This is a genomic window from Candidatus Gillettellia adelgis, assembly GCA_020541285.1.
GTDB classification, from domain to species: domain Bacteria; phylum Pseudomonadota; class Gammaproteobacteria; order Enterobacterales; family Enterobacteriaceae; genus Gillettellia; species Gillettellia adelgis.
Map to the genome: position 1 here is coordinate 276,895 of CP047043.1, position 21,022 is coordinate 297,916.

Annotated in this window: 8 protein-coding genes; all 8 read left to right on the forward strand. The window is 32.8% G+C overall.

Annotated features, from left to right (window positions below; translation table 11 throughout):
* The first annotated feature begins 2,288 nt into the window (after positions 1 to 2,288).
* The 8 genes from thrS (at position 2,289) to cls (ending at position 19,101) form a co-directional block, all read left to right on the forward strand.
* Positions 2,289 to 4,217 (forward strand): threonine--tRNA ligase, encoded by a 1,929-nt coding sequence (gene thrS, locus GIY03_RS00535; protein ID WP_457913780.1) that lies wholly within the window; start codon positions 2,289 to 2,291, stop codon positions 4,215 to 4,217.
* Between the two features lie 3 nt (positions 4,218 to 4,220).
* Positions 4,221 to 4,772 carry a translation initiation factor IF-3 gene (gene infC / locus GIY03_RS00540; RefSeq protein ID WP_457913955.1) on the forward strand — a complete coding sequence of 184 codons (552 nt, stop codon included), beginning with the start codon at positions 4,221 to 4,223 and terminating at the stop codon, positions 4,770 to 4,772.
* 94 nt (positions 4,773 to 4,866) lie between these two features.
* The gene (gene rpmI, locus GIY03_RS00545; protein WP_457913781.1) at positions 4,867 to 5,064 is read left to right on the forward strand and encodes a 50S ribosomal protein L35; all 198 of its coding nucleotides are present in this window, start codon (positions 4,867 to 4,869) and stop codon (positions 5,062 to 5,064) included.
* Positions 5,065 to 5,106: 42 nt separating this feature from the next.
* Entirely contained in the window at positions 5,107 to 5,463 is a 357-nt protein-coding gene (rplT, locus tag GIY03_RS00550) for a 50S ribosomal protein L20 (RefSeq protein ID WP_457913783.1), read from the forward strand.
* 579 nt (positions 5,464 to 6,042) lie between these two features.
* Positions 6,043 to 7,026: a phenylalanine--tRNA ligase subunit alpha gene (pheS, locus tag GIY03_RS00555; protein ID WP_457913784.1), complete on the forward strand. Its 984-nt coding sequence runs from the start codon at positions 6,043 to 6,045 to the stop codon at positions 7,024 to 7,026.
* 14 nt (positions 7,027 to 7,040) lie between these two features.
* Positions 7,041 to 9,428, forward strand: a complete 2,388-nt coding sequence (pheT, locus tag GIY03_RS00560; RefSeq protein ID WP_457913785.1) for a phenylalanine--tRNA ligase subunit beta — start codon at positions 7,041 to 7,043, stop codon at positions 9,426 to 9,428.
* Between the two features lie 4 nt (positions 9,429 to 9,432).
* Positions 9,433 to 9,735, forward strand: a complete 303-nt coding sequence (gene ihfA, locus GIY03_RS00565) for an integration host factor subunit alpha (protein WP_457913786.1) — start codon at positions 9,433 to 9,435, stop codon at positions 9,733 to 9,735.
* 7,905 nt (positions 9,736 to 17,640) lie between these two features.
* Positions 17,641 to 19,101: a cardiolipin synthase gene (gene cls, locus GIY03_RS00570; protein ID WP_457913956.1), complete on the forward strand. Its 1,461-nt coding sequence runs from the start codon at positions 17,641 to 17,643 to the stop codon at positions 19,099 to 19,101.
* Positions 19,102 to 21,022 lie beyond the last annotated feature (1,921 nt).

Below are 21,022 nucleotides of genomic sequence, written 5' to 3' on the forward strand. Positions count from 1 at the left end.
GTGTTATATTACTCAACTGTGTTAAAATGCGATATTAGTTTTTTACCTTTAACTATTTGGTTAGTGGACTAATCCTTTCACTCCATTTAATATTAATTAATATGCAGCGGGTGAACTTTATAAATATTCTCAGCATCGCCGAAAAAATGTACAATAAATTAAATGTATCTTTAGAATATCTTTCTCGATATTATCATTATTGCAAAAAAATATTATGCTGATGACATTTTAATATAAATCATGTGATTCGACTCAGTATGTCGTTACTATACTTAAAATGTTTTCTTCATTCTACTCAATACTTGTACAATAGCAGAAAAACCCGTCATGTACGCTTAGTGATCGCGACAGTCAGCACGTTAGGCACTACTATATATATTCACTGATTGGTTTAACTGAGCGCTGATTACTTCTATTATTATAGTACTAGAAGTAGTGCTATTTATTTTACTCGAGTTTTTAATCGTGTTATTGGCGACGTTATTATAGTTTTACAAACGTCGGTATTGCTAATAACTTTCTTGTACTTCTGAAAACACTGTATTAGCCTCGAAATGACATAGTATTTGCATACCCTATAAAATTACGATAACATTTAGACCAATTATTAATGCACTGTTTGTTGATTCATTTTTACAGTGCGTGATTATTTTTTATCGTTGCAGATTTAATCTGAAAAGTGCTGTTGTGTGATTTTATGCTATAGAGTTAGTTATTTTGATGATACTTTGCTCATTCGATACTATTAAACTTAGTTATGACATATACAGTAGGATCTACTTGTACTCGGAAATTGTTGTTTGAAATGTTCTATATAGTCACCATTGGCTATCTGTAAAAGAGAAATCAGGTGAAATAAGATAATATAGTGATTTTATCTGTTCGATCACGATTGTATTGAGGGGATATTTGTATATCCACACGCACTTAGTGCGTAAGTAATATATTTTGATAATAGTTTTTCAGTATTACAGATAGTCGATGAAAATTAACGTTATTAATGCCTAGTACTATCTTGGCAAGCATGGTATTAGAGCGAATAGATTTTATATTTACTGCTTTAATTTATACTGTATAGAAGTGCTTAGCTACTAGAAAAGTAGTTAGGCTTCGAGTTTTTTGTACTTGTATTGACTATTATCACTGTATTGCAGACAGTAGGGATAATGTGAGTAGTCGTAATGTTGGTTTCACTAAAAATTATTTCTTTTATGTTATTCCGTAATTTGACTCACATGTTCAGTATTACAATGATGCTGTTAGTATTTCATAGATTGGTATAAAGATTTATTGCATTAGCTACTATATTCATAGTAGAAAAATGGAATGTTGTGTGTACTTAAACGTATAATAGCATCATCAGTTTATCCAACCCTCTCTAGGATTTAGATACCTCCTAATTTTTTAATTGACTCAATAATGACTACCTAGTTTAGAATGCACTACCTATTAGGCATCGTTTGTACAGTAAAAGTTGTATATGTATAACTAATGTTGCGTATTCTAGATATTTCTGAGATAAAATTATAAGGATCACGCGATTATATTAATAAGTAACAGCTTATTGTATAACGATAACGTTATTAAAAGTATATTTGATCAACTTGCGGTTTCTTTATTATATCGTTAAAGCTTAGAAAATAATGGGTATAGAGTATTAATCTATCATCTGTACTACATTGATGTAGCTGTTAGAGTCTTTTCTTCTATTACAATATTCATTGTAAAATAGTTTAAACTCTACTGACTGGGTAGTATATGAAATTTACATGGTGCTATACTAAGACTTATTGTATTAAGTATATCGCATTATCAGTGATTATAAAATATATAGAAATTCACTATCTTTCTGGAGAATAACTGATTGATGATTGTTAAAATTATCAGTAAAAATACATAAATTTCTATATGAGAAATACTTATTGCATTATTATGTTAAACGATAATATATGCTAAATAGCATATACCCTAAATAATTCCAGTGTCGGGAAAACGGCAATGCAATAAATTTCCAGGGAATTAATTAAACAGCCCAAGCAGAACAGTAACATATGAAAATAGAAAGATACCGAAGATACAGACCCATCTATATACGGCATACTCGAACTTATAGTATTTGTCACTGATTATGCTTAAAGAGTATTATTTATATAAATATAGTCTGTGGTATAAGTGTCGATGATATGCTCAATAAAATTTAAAGTTAAGGGGATGGCCTGACTTCTTTCGGAAGCATTGACCATGTATGTTACTATGTCTTGCAGTATTTAGTATCAATAAGGATTTTAATGCCTATTATTTCGCTACCTGACGGCAGTCGGTATGATTTTAATCATCCTATCTCTGTTTTGGATGTTGCTTGCAATATCGGGCCTGACTTAGCGAAAAATTGTATTGCTGGTCGAGTTAATGGGAAGTTAATCGATGCTTCGGAGCGGATTCAATCTAATGCTACACTACAGATCATCACCACCAAGGATCTTGAAGGATTAGAAATTATTCGTTACTCGTGTACGCATTTATTAGGACATGCGATAAAACAGTTATGGCCAAATACTAAGATGGCCATTGGTTCTGTAATTGATAATGGTTTCTACTATGATGTAGAGATTAACGACACTTTAACACAGAAAAATTTGCATCTATTAGAAAAACGTATGCATGCGCTTGCGGATAAAAATTATACTGTTTTTAAAAAAAAGGTTAGTTGGCAAGAAGCACGTAATATCTTTGTTGCACGCGATGAAACCTACAAAGTCGCTATTCTAGATGAAAATATTAGCTATAAAGATTTTCCTAGTCTGTATTTGCACAAAGAATACATCGATATGTGTCGTGGTCCGCATGTACCGAATATGCGTTTTTGTCAGCATTTTAAGCTACAAAAAACTGCTGGCGCTTACTGGCGCAGTGATCAAAAAAATAAAATGTTATTGCGTATCTACGGTACTGCCTGGGCAGATAAAAAGCAGCTAAATGATTACCTACAACACTTGGAAGCAGTAGTGCAGAGAGATCATCGTAAAATTGGTAAACAGCTAAATCTGTATCATATTCAAGATGAAGCACCTGGAATGGTGTTTTGGCATAACGACGGATGGATAATTTTCCGTGAATTAGAGGCTTTTGTTCGCATAAAACTTAAAGAATATGAATATCAAGAAGTAAAGAGTCCGTTTATGATGGATTATGTGCTATGGGAAAAAACCGGTCATTGGGAAAACTATAAAGATGCAATGTTTGTTACGTCATCAGAAAACCGGAACTATTGCATTAAACCAATGAACTGCCCAGGTCATGTACAGATTTTTAATCAAGGATTAAAGTCATATCGCGATTTGCCTGTACGCATGGGAGAGTTTGGTAGCTGCCACCGAAATGAGCCTTCTGGTTCGTTGCATGGTTTAATGCGCGCACGTAGCTTTACGCAGGATGACGCGCATATTTTTTGTACTAAAGAGCAGATTCGTTCTGAAGTAAACGCATGTATTTGTATGATTTATGATTTGTATGCTACCTTTGGTTTTGATAAGATTGCAGTTAGGTTATCTACGCGCCCCGATAAGTACATTGGGGCAGATGATGTATGGACGCGTGCGGAAGAAGACTTAGCTGCTGCATTAACTGAAAAAGGTATTGCATTTGAATACCAACCGGGTGAAGGGGCATTTTATGGGCCAAAAATTGAATTTACTTTACATGATTGTTTAGATCGTGCATGGCAATGTGGTACTGTGCAGCTTGATTTTTTCTTGCCGAATCGCTTAAACGCATTTTATATTGATGAAGACAATAATCACGCTCTGCCGGTTATAATTCATCGGGCTATATTAGGTTCTATAGAACGTTTTATTGCGATTCTTACTGAAGAATATGCAGGGTTTTACCCAACATGGATTGCTCCAGTGCAAGTAGTCGTAATAAATATTACTGATAGTCAGGCAGACTATGTGCATAAAGTGACTAGGAGATTTCAAGATGCTGGTATTCGTGCGAAAGCAGATTTAAGAAATGGAAGGATAGGGTTTAAAATTCGCGAACATACATTACGTCGGGTTCCATATATATTAGTTTGCGGCGATAAAGAGGTCGAAGCAGGAAATGTTGCTGTTCGTACGCGCCATGGAAGAAACTTAGGAATTCACAATATTAATGAAGTTTTAGATAAGCTGCTACAAGAAATTCGTAGCCGTAGTCTTTATCAACTGGAGGAATAAAGTATTAAAGTCGGAAAACGAGTGCAACAAGCGCATCCTCATCGTATTAATAGAGAAATTCGTGCGCAAGACGTTCGTCTTACTGGTGTTAATGGTGAGCAGTTTGGCGTTGTTAGCTTCAATACAGCTCTTGAAAAAGCCGAAGCGGCGAGTATTGATCTAGTAGAAATTAGCCCATATGCCGAGCCACCTGTATGCCGGATGATGGATTACGGTAAGTTTCTTTATGAGAAGAGTAAATTGACAAAAGAGCAGAAAAAAAAGAATAAAGTTATTCATGTTAAGGAGATTAAGTTCCGCCCTGGGACGGATGATGGTGATTATCAGGTCAAAGTACGTAATCTAATTCGTTTTTTAAAAGATGGTGATAAAGTTAAAATTACTTTGCGTTTTCGTGGACGTGAAATGGCGCACCAACAAATTGGTATAGAAATGCTAAGCCGTGTTCGTAAAGATCTATGTGAAGCGACTGATTTAGCTGTTGTTGAATCTTTTCCAGCCAAGATTGAAGGTCGTCAAATAATGATGGTACTTGCACCAAAAAAGAAACAATAAGACTTGCTAATAAAGTTAACTTTCACCGAATTTTTGTTGTATGGGCTTTCGTTAACTAACTGCTTGTAAATAATGCGAAGTGGGTTTCATAAACATGCCAAAAATTAAAACTATGCGTAGTGCATCGAAGCGTTTTAAAAAGACTGGAAGTGGTTTTTTTAAGCATAAGCATGCTAACCTGCGTCATATTCTTACTAAAAAATCAACTAAGCGTAAACGTCATCTATGCTCAAAAGGCTTAGTTTCGAAGAGTGATAAGTTGTTGATTAGTGTATACTTACCATACGCATAAAAAAACTACATGATATTAGAATAAGATTAAAAGGGGAAGTATATGGCTCGCGTAAAACGTAGTGTCATTGCACGGGCACGTCACAAGAAGATTATCAAACAAGCAAAAGGCTACTACGGTGCTCGTTCACGAGTATATCGTGTTGCATTTCAGGCAGTAATTAAGGCAGATCAGTATGCTTACCGCGATCGTCGTCAACGCAAGCGTCAATTTCGTCAATTGTGGGTGACACGTATTAACGCTGCTGCTCGTCAAGGTAGCTTGACTTACAGCAAATTCATTAGCGGATTGAAAAAAGCTTCTATTGAAATAGACCGTAAGATTTTAGCTGATCTTGCAGTCTTTGACAACGTCGCGTTTGGTATACTGATTGCGCGAGCGAAAGCAGCTCTAGCGTAAGAAAAGAACAAAACAGTTAATTGAATGTTATTTATTTTTTATAAATAACAGCATTACGTATAAAACATATTGCGCTTTACGTGGCATATGCAAAGAATCGTGCTAGCATCTCGTCTACTTATTCAGTGTAATATTAATGAAGTGTATAGTTGAAATGCTGAAGTTTATAACTAATACTGATGAATTTAGTACATAAAGCTAACCAAATCACCTAATTATATGTATAAATTCGATTTTTATCGTTTTATTTTAGGAGATATTGTTTGAGTAAAAGATTTAACAAGTAAACTACAAACCTCCTTCTGTGGAGGTTTTTTTTAGGGCGCGAGTTTTGTTAGTGATCAAGACGTAGCATGATTACTACATATAGTCACTCAATTCACCTTCTAGACAGTTATTAGTAATTAGGTAAGTATTGTCTTGAGGTATATTGGTTTATTAACATTAGATCTTAACTAATAATATGTCGTAAGTAGGTCTAATAACTATAATTGACAGTTCATACGGTTAAGCCGTTGACGTGTTGTATGTTATATAATAATTACTTAGCGTTGTATTAGATGAAGGAAGAAGAGAGTAATGCTATATATTGCAGAGTGGGTTGCCAATGCTAAAGCAGCGATAGAAGCCGCCCAAGATGTGATGACCTTGGATGTAGTACGTGTGCATTACCTAGGTAAAAATGGTAATTTTACCTTAAAAATTAAGTCTCTGCGTGATATGCCGGCAGAAAAGCGTCCAGAAGCTAGTGCGATTGTCTATCAGGCAAAACGAGATGTACAAAATGCATTGAAAGCACGTCAAAATATACTGGAAACTGCAACACTAAACGAGTGTTTAGTTTCTGGAACTATTGATGTATCTCTACCAGGTCGTCGTATGGAAAATGGTGGGTTGCATCCAGTAACTCGTACCATTAATCGCATTGAAACTTTTTTTGCTGAATTAGGATTTTCTACAGCTACTGGACCAGAAATTGAAGATAACTATCATAACTTTGATGCATTAAATATTCCTTGGTATCACCCAGCACGTGCTGATTACGATACATTTTGGTTTGATGATACGCGCCTGTTGCGTACTCAAACCTCTGGTGTACAAGTTCGAACGATGAAAAACCAACCACCTCCAATTCGTATGATTGCCTCGGGGCGTGTATATCGTAAAGATTATGATCAGATTCATACCCCCATGTTTCATCAAATAGAGGGGTTAATTGTTGATAAAGATATTAATCTTGCGAACTTAAAAGGTATGTTACATGATTTTTTGAACAAGTTTTTTGAAAAAGAGTTACAGGTGCGTTTCCGTCCGTCTTACTTCCCATTTACAAAACCATCTGCAGAAATTGAGATTACAGATAAAAATGGAAAGTGGTTAGAAGTGCTAGGTTGTGGCATGGTTCATCCAAACGTTCTAAAAAATGTCGGCATTAATCCAGAGATTCACTCTGGATTTGCCTTTGGAATGGGTGTAGAGCGTCTTACTATGTTACGTTACAGTGTTACTGATTTGCGGGCATTTTTCGAAAACGATGTACGTTTTCTTAAACAGTTTAAGTAAGACAGGAGTATCACATGAAGTTTAGTGAACGCTGGTTGCGAGAGTGGATAAACCCTAAAATCAGCGTCGAAGCATTATGTAATCAGCTCACTATGGCTGGCTTAGAAGTAGCTAAGGTAAAGTCAGTTTCTGGTGTCTTTTGCGGTGTAAAAATAGGTGAAATAGTCAAATGTATGCAGCATCGCAACGCTGATAAATTACGTATGACAAAAGTTAATATTGGCGGAGATCACTTGTTAGACATAGTGTGTGGCGCAAAAAACTGTCGTTCTGGCCTTAGAGTAGCAGTAGCTACTGTAGGTGCGATATTACCAGGTAATTTTAAAATCAAGGCGATCAAGTTGCGAGGCGAACTTTCTCAAGGTATGTTGTGTTCATTTACTGAACTGGGTATTTTAAACGCCCATAACGGTATTATTGAATTATCACAAGATGCCCCAATTGGTACTGATATCCGTGACTATCTGCAACTATATGATAATATAATTGAAATGAATGTGACGCCTAATCGTGCCGATTGCTTAGCTATTATTGGTATCGCACGTGATATAAGCGCGCTTAATAAAATGACATTTGCTGTTCCAAAAATAAGTCCGGTTATTGCTACTATTAATACTACGCTTCCTATTCGTGTTGACGCGTCACACGGATGTCCACGTTATCTTGGTCGTGTTATACAGGGAATTAGTATTAAAACTATTACGCCATTATGGATGCGTGAAAAACTCCGTCGTAGTTCTATTGCTTCTATTAATACAGTAGTCGATGTGATGAATTATGTATTACTAGAACTTGGTCAACCAATGCATGCCTTCGATCTAAAACGAATAAAAGGTGGTATTGTTGTCCGCATGGCTACAGAAGGAGAAACTTTGACGTTGCTAAATGGTAAGAAAACTCAATTAAATACTGATACCTTAGTAATCGCTGATCATGATAAAGTATTGGCGATAGCCGGTATTTTTGGTGGTGAGTTTTCTAGAATAAACAATAAAACTCAGGATGTGCTATTAGAGTGTGCGTTCTTCAGACCGACTGCGATCATCGGTCGTGCACGTCGATACGGTTTGCAGACCGATGCCTCTTTTCGTTACGAGCGTGGCGTAGATCCTGAGCTGCAATATCAAGCTATGGAGCGCGCCACCTGTCTTTTGATAGAGATTTGTGGTGGTCAGGCGGGTCCTGTGATCGATGTTACTAACATAATAACATTACCGAAACGCACGACTATTCAATTACGTCGTAAGAAACTAAATCGCTTGCTTGGATATATTGTGCCAAGCAAACAGGTGAGTGATATTCTTTCTCGTCTAGGTTGTCAGGTTATTGAGCAAGGCGATAGCTGGTTAGTAAATGCGCCTAGCTGGCGTTTTGATATAAAAATTGAAGAGGATCTAATAGAAGAAGTAGCACGTATTTATGGTTATAATAATGTTCCTAAAGTACCGGTGCACGCTGATCTTGTGATGCTTCAACACTGTGAGGCTGATTTAAAATTAGAGCGCGTAAAGACGCTGCTAGTAGATCACGGTTTTTACGAAGCGATTACTTATAGCTTTGTTGATCCTAAAGTACAAACATTATTGCACCCGGATCAAGAAACATTGATTCTACCACATCCTATTTCAGTTGATATGTCAGTAATGCGATTGTCATTATACACAGGCCTTGTATCTTCAGTAGTATATAATCAGAATCGGCAGCAAACACGTCTGCGCCTGTTTGAAAGCGGCCTATGTTTTAAACCTGATGTTACAGCACATCTAGGTATTCGTCAGGATATTATGCTTGCTGGTATAACGACTGGCCATACCTATGATAAACACTGGGACTTGGTAAGTCAGCCAGTTGATTTCTATGATTTAAAAGGGGAAGTGGAATCTATTCTTGAATTGACTGGTAATGTGTCAGGCGTACAGTTTCGCGAGGAAGCTAATGCAGCGCTACATCCAGGGCAAAGGGCTGCAATTTATTTACACGGCACACGAATAGGTTGTATAGGCGTGATTCATCCAGAACTAGGTCGAAAATTAGATCTTAATGGTCGCACTGTGGTCTTCGAGCTGCAATGGGCGAAGATAGCAAGCGCTATTTTACCTCAGGTAAAAGAGATTTCTCGTTTTCCGGAAAACCATCGGGATATTTCTATAGTTGTACCTGAAAATGTTGCTGTAGACGATATTTTAGCAGAATGTAAAAAGGTTAGCATCAATCAGATAATTGGCGTAAACTTATTTGATGTATATTGTGGGAGAGGTATAGCAAAGGGTTATAAGGGGTTAGCTATACATCTAATATTGCAGGACACAGCCGGTACATTAAAAGAAGCTGAGATAGCGGCTACCATTGCAAAGTGTGTAGAGTCTTTAAGACAGCGATTTCAAGCATCCTTGAGGGATTGAACTTATGGCGCTTACTAAAGCTAAAATGTCAGAATACTTGTTTAAAAAGCTTAGCCTGAGCAAACGGGATGCTAAAAAGTTAGTTGAACTCTTTTTTGAAGAGATGCGTCAGGCTCTTGAAAATGGCGAACAAGTAAAACTATCAGGTTTTGGTAACTTTGATTTGCGTAATAAAAATCAACGTCCTGGGCGCAATCCTAAGACTGGTGTAGATATTCCGATTAAGGCCCGCCGCGTGGTCACCTTTCGTCCGGGTCAGAAGTTGAAAAATCAAGTAAAAAAGGGGGCCTTACAGAGTGAGCCATGAGAATATTCAATGTTAATTTCAGGTTTTTACCTTTAATTTTAATAAAATGAGGAGCCTGCTTACGTGAAAATATTGTAAAAGATTGATTGTTTTTTTAATTTATTTTATAAAAATATTTTGTATACTAATGTAGCTTGATTACTATAAATAATAACTATTAATATGTAACATTAATAATTGTATTATAAATTATAGTAATAATTACTCTTTCTTATTAGAAAGAGTATAATGTTTATTGTATAAAATACATAAATGTATTTTATAATACTTGTAGCTGCTTAAGATAGTATATGCACTTTTTATCTTTACTTGATTAAATATACAATATTATTAAAAATAAGATTAATGTATTAAGAGTTAATCATAAAATAATAAATGTCGTAGTTGGTTATCTAGAGAGCAGCGATCAATCACAGAGATAAATAGTAACACGTTCTAGAAGGATCACACTAGGCTATAAGAGCAGATTCTAGAATATACTTTTAATATTAGTAAGCTTATTATTTTTAGTAGTGCGACTTGAATATATAGCTAATGTAGCGAGACACGGATATGAAGTTTTAAGTTATAACGTCACGGTTTTCTATTATTAGGAGATAGCATATGCGTCGGTACTCATTATAATATCATGCCGGATAGAGTACGTAATATAGCAATTTCTTATCATGTATTAAAATCTGATCTATGTTTATAGCTAAACAGACTCAATTCCATTGCTATTAGTGGATCGGTTACTTTTACAACAGTATCATAAATTATTTATAGACGATAGTAATAAACAGAAATCCCAGCGCTTAGATATAACAGTAGCACTGTGTTATTAATGCAGTTTTTAGTCTTCAGATAGCCATAATTATATTATAATTAGCATATTACCGAAATTGAATATTTCTTGCCATGTCTGAGTAAAATGATATAATTGTAGAATTACAGGTGAATAATACTTTTTATTAACTGACTAATTTATTTTTACCATGATACCTGAAAATTGTTTGTGACAAGTATTTCTCTGCGATATATAGTGTTGACTATGATATCTATTTGTAATAGAATCTATCAGGTATAAAGATTTTACTAATTTATATTGCTAGATTATGCATATCTAGGAGAGAAGTTATCATTATTATTTACCTCTATCTATAGTAACTGCTTCATAGCATAACCTTTTTATAGACTAGGCTGCTTCACAATTTACTAGTATGGTTTGATACGAAATATATAAGCAACGCCTCTTTATTTTTATAAAGATGCTCTGTGTGTTTATTTCAGCAATAAGGCATCGGTAGTCATGTTGATATATAATAAGCAGACTAGTTTTTTGAATGCACTATTGTTAAATATTAGTAACTAACTCATATCTATAAATTATCTAACTAAGACTATACCTGATTATCATACTTAGTGATCACAGGCGATTTAAACAAATAATCGACAATATTTTATCAGTTTAGACGCGGATAGACAAAATTCCTAGAATACGTTATGCGTAGTATGTGTATATGGTGTTTTAACGTTAAAATCTATAATACTGTCATAGTGCTTCAATCTTATTGATAAGATTATTTTGTTTTTCTAAAAATCAATAAGCAACCATGGCTATATGTGATATGCTAGTTAATATTAATAGGTTACACTGTATCGCTATAAACACAAATACTTTATAGTAATTTATTTTTTAATACCTCGGCAATCAGTACAATTGAGATTAATGTACGCTACATTAAAAGATAATTTATAAACCCCTAATATGACTGAATCTAGTGGGTTAACTTAGTGTATTATTTTAGTCATCTTCTTAATGCTTGTGCTGTCTTACTTATTTATCTTTATAGCCATTATAAGTGGCACTTTATATCCGCTATGTCTACCAATCGCTTAGTACCTACTAAGCTTTTTTTAAACAGACGATGATACGATGTACATCTTTTTCTTTATGTAATTTTTTACCTTATCATGTATAGTTTTATAGAGATCATCCTATTAAGATATTCATCTACTGTATTTTTAACAAAACTGACGTTTGTGTATTTTATTTAATTTATTTAACAGTTCTTCAACAATAATTTCACTATACGTAAATAGAAGAAATGATGTAAGCAATCATCTGGATTGATCAATTTAGTCAGCTATTCAGAGTTATATGAATTCACGGAGGTTAGTTATAATTTCTAAGTCGTTTTACTGATATCGATGATTAAAATTGTAATACCTTTTTCTTAAGTATTGTATATTTAGTATTGAGTTTGATCTTTTAGTTTTATACATTGGAATATATGTATATCTTATGTAGTTAAATGGTCTGTATAAGTTGTAGGTAGCGATATTTATTAACCTTATGTTTCGTAGTAAGTTTTTATTTTTAGCACCTGCAGATGGCGTATGCCATACGCTATACGATGTTTGTATTATTGTAGTTACGCGCTAATTAATTTAGTCTGAGTGACAAGTAAAAATGAAGTCAGTGTTTTTCATAAAACATTCAGAAACGTTCTAATGTTAATAATAACATTAAATAATGCAAACAAATGCTTCTTAAGAATGATACTACTATGATAGTATACTAAGTACTACATTGCACAGGTCTGTTAAGATAGAATCTACAGATATGAAATAGTATCAATTAACTTACAATCTAAAATAAAAATAAAAGTCAGTAAGTTTGAGTTTCATACGACCCCTGTCAGTGAGCACCATAAAACTAATTACCTAAAAGAATAAAGAGTTTAATTGATGCAGTCAGATCATTCTTAAGCAGTTATGTTGGTTGGTAAAAGCTAATTATCTTGCATGTACGTGTGTTATGTATTCAGTGTAATAAACAAACTAATATAGTTTGGAGAGATGCGTTGTTTTAGTGATCGCCTATAGGCATGATATATTCAATCATTATCAATGATACTGCATAGTCCTTACATATAAGATGATTTCTCTATCATATACATCATACATTTAATGATCGGTGGTTGGTTTTTTAGGTATCATATGATAATAAAATATTATATCTGTTCACGGATTTTCATAGTTACCAATTCTATCGGTAACCATCTCATAAAATCACTATAAGGAAGTAATCACTACGATATTACGGTTGAGACGTAGCACTACTATTATGGTTATTGTTAGACAATCTACACTCACATTTTGTGATAAGTAATAGCAGTATTTGTTTTATCGAATAAAGTGACACATAAAAACAGACACGATTATATTATCGTGAGTGGTGTCTGATATACTGTCGAAAATTATAAGATATTTTACATAGTAAAAGATGTATGCACGTTTTTCTCTATAATAAAAAGTAAGGTAATAACGAATTATATGTTCAGTCTTCTTTTTGGGGGTTATTATGAGAAATTCCTAAACTAACTGTTTGGTATTACATGAATAAGATATTATTGTGGTTATCGGTATCTGTTCAGAGTGTTATGCCTTGTATATATGCACACCATTAATCAATAAGTGCTTACAAGTTTAATGATAAGGCAGGCTTGCATATTTGGAATTATCACTTTAGAAGGTTAATATTAATGGTTAATTTTTAACACAGTGAAGATTATAAATTCAGTTAGATGCTGATGTTTTAAACGTCCTCACCAACTAGTTAGTGAAATTTTTCAGCTATAGACGCAGGATGGTAAGCTAATAAGAAGTGCCCAGTAGCAGTGTATATAGATTTAGTAGCTATATTGTCAAGACAATAAAATAGTTGTAATATAGTAGTGTACACGATGCATATAGAAGTGATTGATATAATTTTATTACTGAGATTTTATTAGCAATAGCAAAGATATAATGATGGGCGGTACTGAATTGTGTTAGATGATCAAGTGATCTTGGTAAGATCATCATGATTATTGGTAAACTATATTACGCATACGATTTTCTTGGGCGTACGGATCGACTAAAGACTAAATTAATGTAAAGGATGACAAGTAAAGTTGATACAAGCAACATAAGATATATGTTTATCTGTTTTGTATTGTTTTGATTTCATAAAAGTATTAATATTGACGGACGATAAATAAAATTCGCTATACTCAGCTAATCTATACAATACTCTAAGGTAATAATGAAGCGGAACCGCACTGATTATGCATTAGATTTTTTTAAAAATTTATTAGCTGTACATTAATCATATAACATTTATGATATTGACGTGGTCAACGATGATCTTTCATGCATTTTAGTTTGATATTTAACGTTGGCATAATAGTCTTGTTAATGTTTATGCAGAACGATTTATATTGTGTTAATAGTATGAACATTTCATTTCAGTGTTTGAAACGTACTAAATCTAATAAACGCTTTATAGCCAATAAAGCTGGAAGATAGCTGTTTTTTACATTAAAACTACTGAATTCACAGATTAGTTCAATAGTCAATTATTCTTTAATGAGCCTTAAATCAGCTCGATCGTCAAATCTCTCTAGTATGCTAGTAGTCTGAATCATTACAGTAATCTTATTGATAATACAGTAAATTCGACGTCAGGGTCTCTTTTATCTGTTAGCAGTTCTGGAATCGTGATTGATTCAATCAGTTAAGCTTAACTTGGTTCTGATGATTATCTGTAGAGCTAAACTTTTAGAATGATTTCTTTTAAGTAAAAATATACAGTGTTTTTATGAAAATAATTTTTAAAAAATTACACGTTTGAGTATTATTGTATTAACTTTAATGAAAACCAGAACTGGTGTAGCTGACAGTGATAGTTAGCGCAAGGCTGGAAGATTAGTGTATATGAGTAGAGTCTAGAATGATTTTTCTAAGTATAAATATAATATCTAAGCTTTTTGTAGTATTGTCCAAGATAAGTTATTATTTTCGATTTTCCTTATGTTTTATAATTACAGTATTGATAACGCTTTGTATAAAGCATCATATTTAATGCGGTCATTTTAATAAAACGTTCTTATTAATATTTTTTCTGCGAGCACCTAGTTTGCTCTTGCTGTATCTGATACTGAGTTAAGCGATGTCAAAACAGTGCCTTATTTTTAGTAATCGCATAGTTATAAAGGTGAAAACATAAACATAAGAAAATGGTTAATATATATTTTTAATAGCAAAGATCTTGCTGTAATCTTAACCTAAAATAAAGCCTAGCAACTAATACTAATCTATAGTCATAAAAAATCTTACTGATAGCTTAAAACATTCGAATATAAAGAATAATGCAGTGTAATGTAGCTTACAATATTATAGGTCTTCTAATTAATTCAGATGCTTACTCTTTCTGCATTGCAACTTAGTGTGCTCTTGATATTGGAAAGTCGGTAATTATTGCAACTAAATAATGTTATCTTATATAATCTGTTTACTAATTCAGTAAATTCTATTATGCATTGGATATCAATATGTCTATTATAATAAGAATGAAGTAGAGATATAGTATTCATGTTGTAATAGATGATCAATAAATATATTGCACCTAATCTCTCGGCAGTCAATCATAAATATTTTCTGACTTTATCTGAAGGCTAATAAAGTGCTAAGTTATCTAGTTATTATACACGTAACACTATAAGTTATATATATTAGCGTTTTTTAATTACATTAGTGATGCATTAACGTATATTTTTAAAATTTACTATATTATTTTATTTTATAATATAAATAATTAAGAATATTTTATTCACTATAAAATGATTAATTTTTAGTGGTAAGTTTTCTTTTTAAGAATAAACTATTTAACATTTCTTTAGAAGAAAAAATCCTAAATCGTTTTTATTAAAAAGGTTATAATATAAAACAATTATAACATAATAGCGATATTATTATATTTTAAGTACTATACTTTAACATGATTGTTGCAGCGCTTCCTTTCATGGGTTTTCTTTGCTTCGGTATCTCATTAAGTATATCCATGATAGTCAACTAAAATCTCAACATAGAAGTTCAAAAGAACCATGTGAGTGTGGTGTAGTAGGCTGTGGCCGTATGAATAGTTTTGCGAGTGATTGCTTACAAAATACTAACTTCTATTGCGTTAGTTAATGGATAATTGATATCCGATGTATCTTACTAGGTATGAATGAAAACTTTATTGTAAAAGTTTTAATAAAACACTATTTAGTATATTTAGAATTATACTGTATAATAAAATAGTAGGTATTATTGTGCCACATATAACAATAAAACAGAAAGTTGGGGTAATGTGCCAGCTAAATTAATTTGATTATATGGCTGCTCCAACGATAGATAAAGTTTTGTGTATGACTAGCTCTGTTATAGAAAAGAGTTAAATAGTAAAATTTTTATTTTATAACTTATAGACATATGAACTAAATAATATATCTATTACAATGATGTGTAAATATAATGTAATTAATACTAACACCTAAATTATTTATTATAAATAAGCGGATTATGCAATGAAGAAACAGATCATTACTGCTTCCTAGTTTAAGTTATGATTTTATAGTCATTACGAGAGACTAGATGATTTTATTTTATTATTAACCTAAAGTCTGCACATATATTGAATATAGTGATGATAAAAATCATATATTAAAAAAATTTACAATAATTCTACTGCACTTTACTATCATTGGTATTGTAAAACATAACATGTATCAGAGATCTTTCTCTGAAATTGAGTAAAATTATTATATATGCTTCATACTTGTTACTAGAAGTTCAGGTATACAACTGTAAGTAAATAGCATAGATCGCAACGATTATTTATCAGTCTATATTTTATATGAGGTAATATTCATACTGTACTTACAGATTTTTCGATGGATGTAGAAGATTATTGATTTGTCGTAAAAGACTACATACAAATTTTGCATTTCAAATATTCTGATGTGTTGAAGTATTTTTGGAATTTTGCTGAATCTAATGATATTAATATTGCTTAGCTTACTAGTTAATGACACTGTAAATTACAGTTATTATTACTTACTTTATTAATCACCTATCTCAATGTTAACATCGTTACTTCATCAGACTTGGCTATATTATATAACTTTGATTAACGGTGGAGAAAATCAGAAGTTTTAGTACGTGTGGATTCCTGCTGTTGTTTATAAAATGACATCTAAGAGTTAGTACTTGTTACATTCATGAGTTAGTTAGTTATCTAACCAACTATTTTAACTTTGCGCTTTACAAGATGCAGTAAGCGCACCTTTCCTGTTACTAAAATAACTTGCTAGCATTCTCAGATCTCTGACCAGAGCATGTTATATTTTTTATATAGTATGTAATTTATTAGAGGTTAGTTATGCTATTCTATAAGAAGCAGACACTTTAAGAGATATAAAAATCTAGGATATCAGTATGAATTGATATTACATTGTAATCTATGTATCAACTGCTAAAGTTTCTAAGTGACTCTCAGATGAAGGATCACATAATTTTCTAAGCTTGTGCTCGTTATAATAAAACATTATTAAAACTTATTTATCAGTATTATCTGTATTGATAGTTAGTTGAGTTATTTTATTTTAAATATAGAAGTTAATATTCTTATTGAAGTAACTATAGGAGTGTAAGAAGAGAATCTTACTCAATTTAGATGAAAACATTTAGTACTTATTGTAAAGCAGTGCACGTGGTGGATTGTTATACACAGTAGACTAAATATATCTGCCTCGTAGAAATATGTTGTATCTAGCGTCCTCCAACTTACATGCTGTAGCTGTGATAATTTAAAGATATTTTATTATCTTTTTAATCGACATATCTTGTCCGTGAAAATCGCCTACCGTTTCCTCTAATCATACCTCACATTTTTCTAAATAGTCTTAATGAAAAGGTTGCTCTAGTTATATAAAATCTACAATTTTGCTTGCCTTAATGTCATTATATTTGCACAGCATCAATGCTGAGAAAAGTTTTTCATTTTGTACTTTATGCGTACACATGTTGTGTATGACGGGTAAACGGGGTTTCAGTCTTATGCAAACATTTTATATTGTTATTAATTGGCTGATCGTATTCGGTTACTGGCTGCTTATTGCAGGGGTAACGTTGCGTATTGTAATGAAACGCCGTGCAGTACCTTCGTCAATGGCTTGGTTATTAGTAATTTATATTCTGCCGCTTGTTGGTATTATTGCATATTTATCATTTGGTGAATTACATTTGGGTAGTCGTCGCGCTGAACGAGCTAAAGCAATGTGGCCTTCTACCGCTAATAGGTTGCATAAACTTAAGAAAAGTCGGAGAATCTTTGCGACAAAGTATAGTTTAGTCGCTAAACCTTTATTTCAACTCTGCGATCGCCGACAAGGCATTAATGGTGTTAAAGGTAATCAGATGAAATTATTTACAACTACAACTGAAACACTAAAAACACTAATTTGTGATATTAGCTTAGCTCGAAATAATATTAATATAGTTTTTTATATTTGGTTGCCTGGTGGTCTAGTGGATCAGGTAGCTGAATCGCTAATCTCTGCAGCAAACCGTGGTGTACAGTGCCGTTTAATGCTCGACTCTGCTGGCAGCTTACAGTTTTTCCGTAGTCCTTATCCTAACATGATGCAGCGCGCCGGAATCAAAGTAGTTGAAGCGCTGAAGGTTAATTTATTACGCGTTTTTCTGCGCCGTATGGATTTACGCCAGCATCGTAAAGTGATACTTATTGATAACTATATTGCTTATACGGGCAGCATGAATATGGTTGATCCACATTACTTTAAACAGGATGCTGGAGTAGGTCAATGGATTGACTTAATGGCACGTATGGAAGGTCCGGTCGCTACTACTCTGGGTATCGTGTATGCTTGTGATTGGGAAATTGAAACAGGAAAACGTATTTTTCTGCCACCGCCAGATGTTAACATCATGCCTTGCGAACAAGAAAATGGCCACACTATTCAAGTTATTGCCTCTGGACCTGGCTTTCCGGAAGAGTTAATCCATCAAGCACTACTAACGGCTGTATATTCAGCTCGTGAGCAGCTTGTTATGACTACGCCATATTTTGTACCAAGTGATGATTTATTGCACGCTATCTGCACCGCAGCTTTACGGGGGGTAGCGGTAAGTATTATCGTGCCACGTGATAATGATTCTATGATGGTACGCTGGGCTAGTCGGGCATTTTTTTCTGAGTTATTTGAAGCTGGGGTGAACGTTTACCAGTTTACCGGTGGACTCTTACATACTAAGAGTGTTTTGGTAGATGGTCAACTGAGCTTGATCGGTACTGTGAACCTTGATATGCGAAGTCTTTGGTTAAATTTTGAAATTACATTGGTGATTGATGATAATGAGTTTGGTAGCGATCTAGCCTGCGTGCAAAAAGACTATATTGCGCATGCAACGTTGCTGAGTGCTAAGGAGTGGAAAAATCGACCATTTTGGCACCGATTATGTGAGCGGCTCTTCTACTTTTTCAGTCCATTTTTATAAAGTTTATATTTAATGATTCTTAATAGAACAGCATTACTTTATTAGACTGTCGATGATCTTCACTAATCTTTTTTTATGAGGAGTGATTACCTTAGAATAAGCTAATTATATCATTTGTAATAAGCGGACCATAATGATAGTCCTGATAGTCCTAGCGCATGACACAGAATATATCATCTGCATTACATTGTAGAACATATGTATTCTTTATGAATAAATACGTACAGTTTATAACTATAAAGTTAGGCCTAGCATTAGGTAGCAGAAAGGATAAAAACTTTTCCATCATAGGTTATAATAGAGAAAGAATATGATTATATCAAATTGTTACTAACTGATTAGAGCGGCGGGAATATACTACGCTTGTCTTTATAAGATTGTTTCGTATATTAGGGATATCTAAATTATAAAAACTAAACGCTAAAGATAGTGGGTTTAAACGTCATATAAGTAAAACAAACATATCGCACTAATACATTATCTCAGGGTGATTTACTATTAACTACGTCGGCTATCATAGAGCTAGTTAAAAAACTAATAATTTACTATACTACTCTAAGTGCGGTAATACAAATACGTTGCAATGCTTGAATGAACAATCTAGTATGCTGTATATGTAAATGAAGCAGTATAGCAGACGTTTATAAAAGTCTATGAAAAACTAAAATAAATTGTTAGATACATTAACGTTGTTCTTTTATTTATGGTATGCACTTGAACGTTTTAACCATTATAACGTTTCTGCAATATCATCATGTAATAAATAGTATAATTCGCGAATATAACGTATGTAAGAGTGAATATGTTGTATATTGTGATTAACGTATGCAAAATTTATTTGATAAGGTAGAAAAGTATTTATCGTTAATAAAACATTTTTAACTATTCAGTGTTTATATAAAAATCTATAATAATAAATATTAAATTTTGTGATGTATTGTTGTATAGATCAGGTTCGCATATGACATAAAAACTATGACACGATTGATTTCAAAGATCAGACAATATTGCTTTTATAAATATGTTATAATATATTACACACTAGTTCTCTGGTAATGCTGTGCTAAAAGTTAGTAATGAACTAGCATATCAGAGAAATAATAACTTTTATATTCTAAAAAATATCACTTAACTTAAGTGAGTGTAAATTATACACTGATTATATAGTATTATAGAAAATTCATGATTATCACATGATTTATAATCACGTAAATTATTTTACGTGATTTGCATCAACATTAACAATGAATATATATATTTACTAGATTACGCTAGTAATTATCTAATATTAAAAGTCAAGAAAAGATTTTTAGTCGCATTATCTTGTTATGTTTTCTTGTGTGCTGTAAATATTCTGTTGGTTATATGATATTAATTCGCGCTAAAATAGGCGTCATAGGTAAGGACGCTGATTCTAAATAGCACATTGTTAATATCAGGGTGTAGTGAATGCGATCGTGCGATAGATCTTTTATTTTTTGTAATTTTTAATATTAAATAACCTGAGTCCTGTAATAGTCTACATGCTAGCTGTACTTATGCTATTCGTAGTACTGTAGCCTAGCAAGTAGAACGCTATTTTACGTTTTATTAAAAAAATCATTTTAGCATTCTTAACCTTAACGATTTTGGCTATAAGATTATATATAGTGATCATTTTAATATTATCACAGACTATAAATGAGATTAGAGTATATGAATGATCCATGCTCACTCGTTAATGTGGTAATTAAATGGATTAGTGTATGGCATACATGAATACAGCAAGTATACTTTCAGTCTTGATTAATTAGTCAAACATACTATTCTGGCTTTAGTAAGATGTATTCATATATTTGTAATGTTATTATGCATTCATACATTATGAGTACATTAATTTGTCGTAACCTGAGGAATATAATATAGAAGATTAAAGATGTAA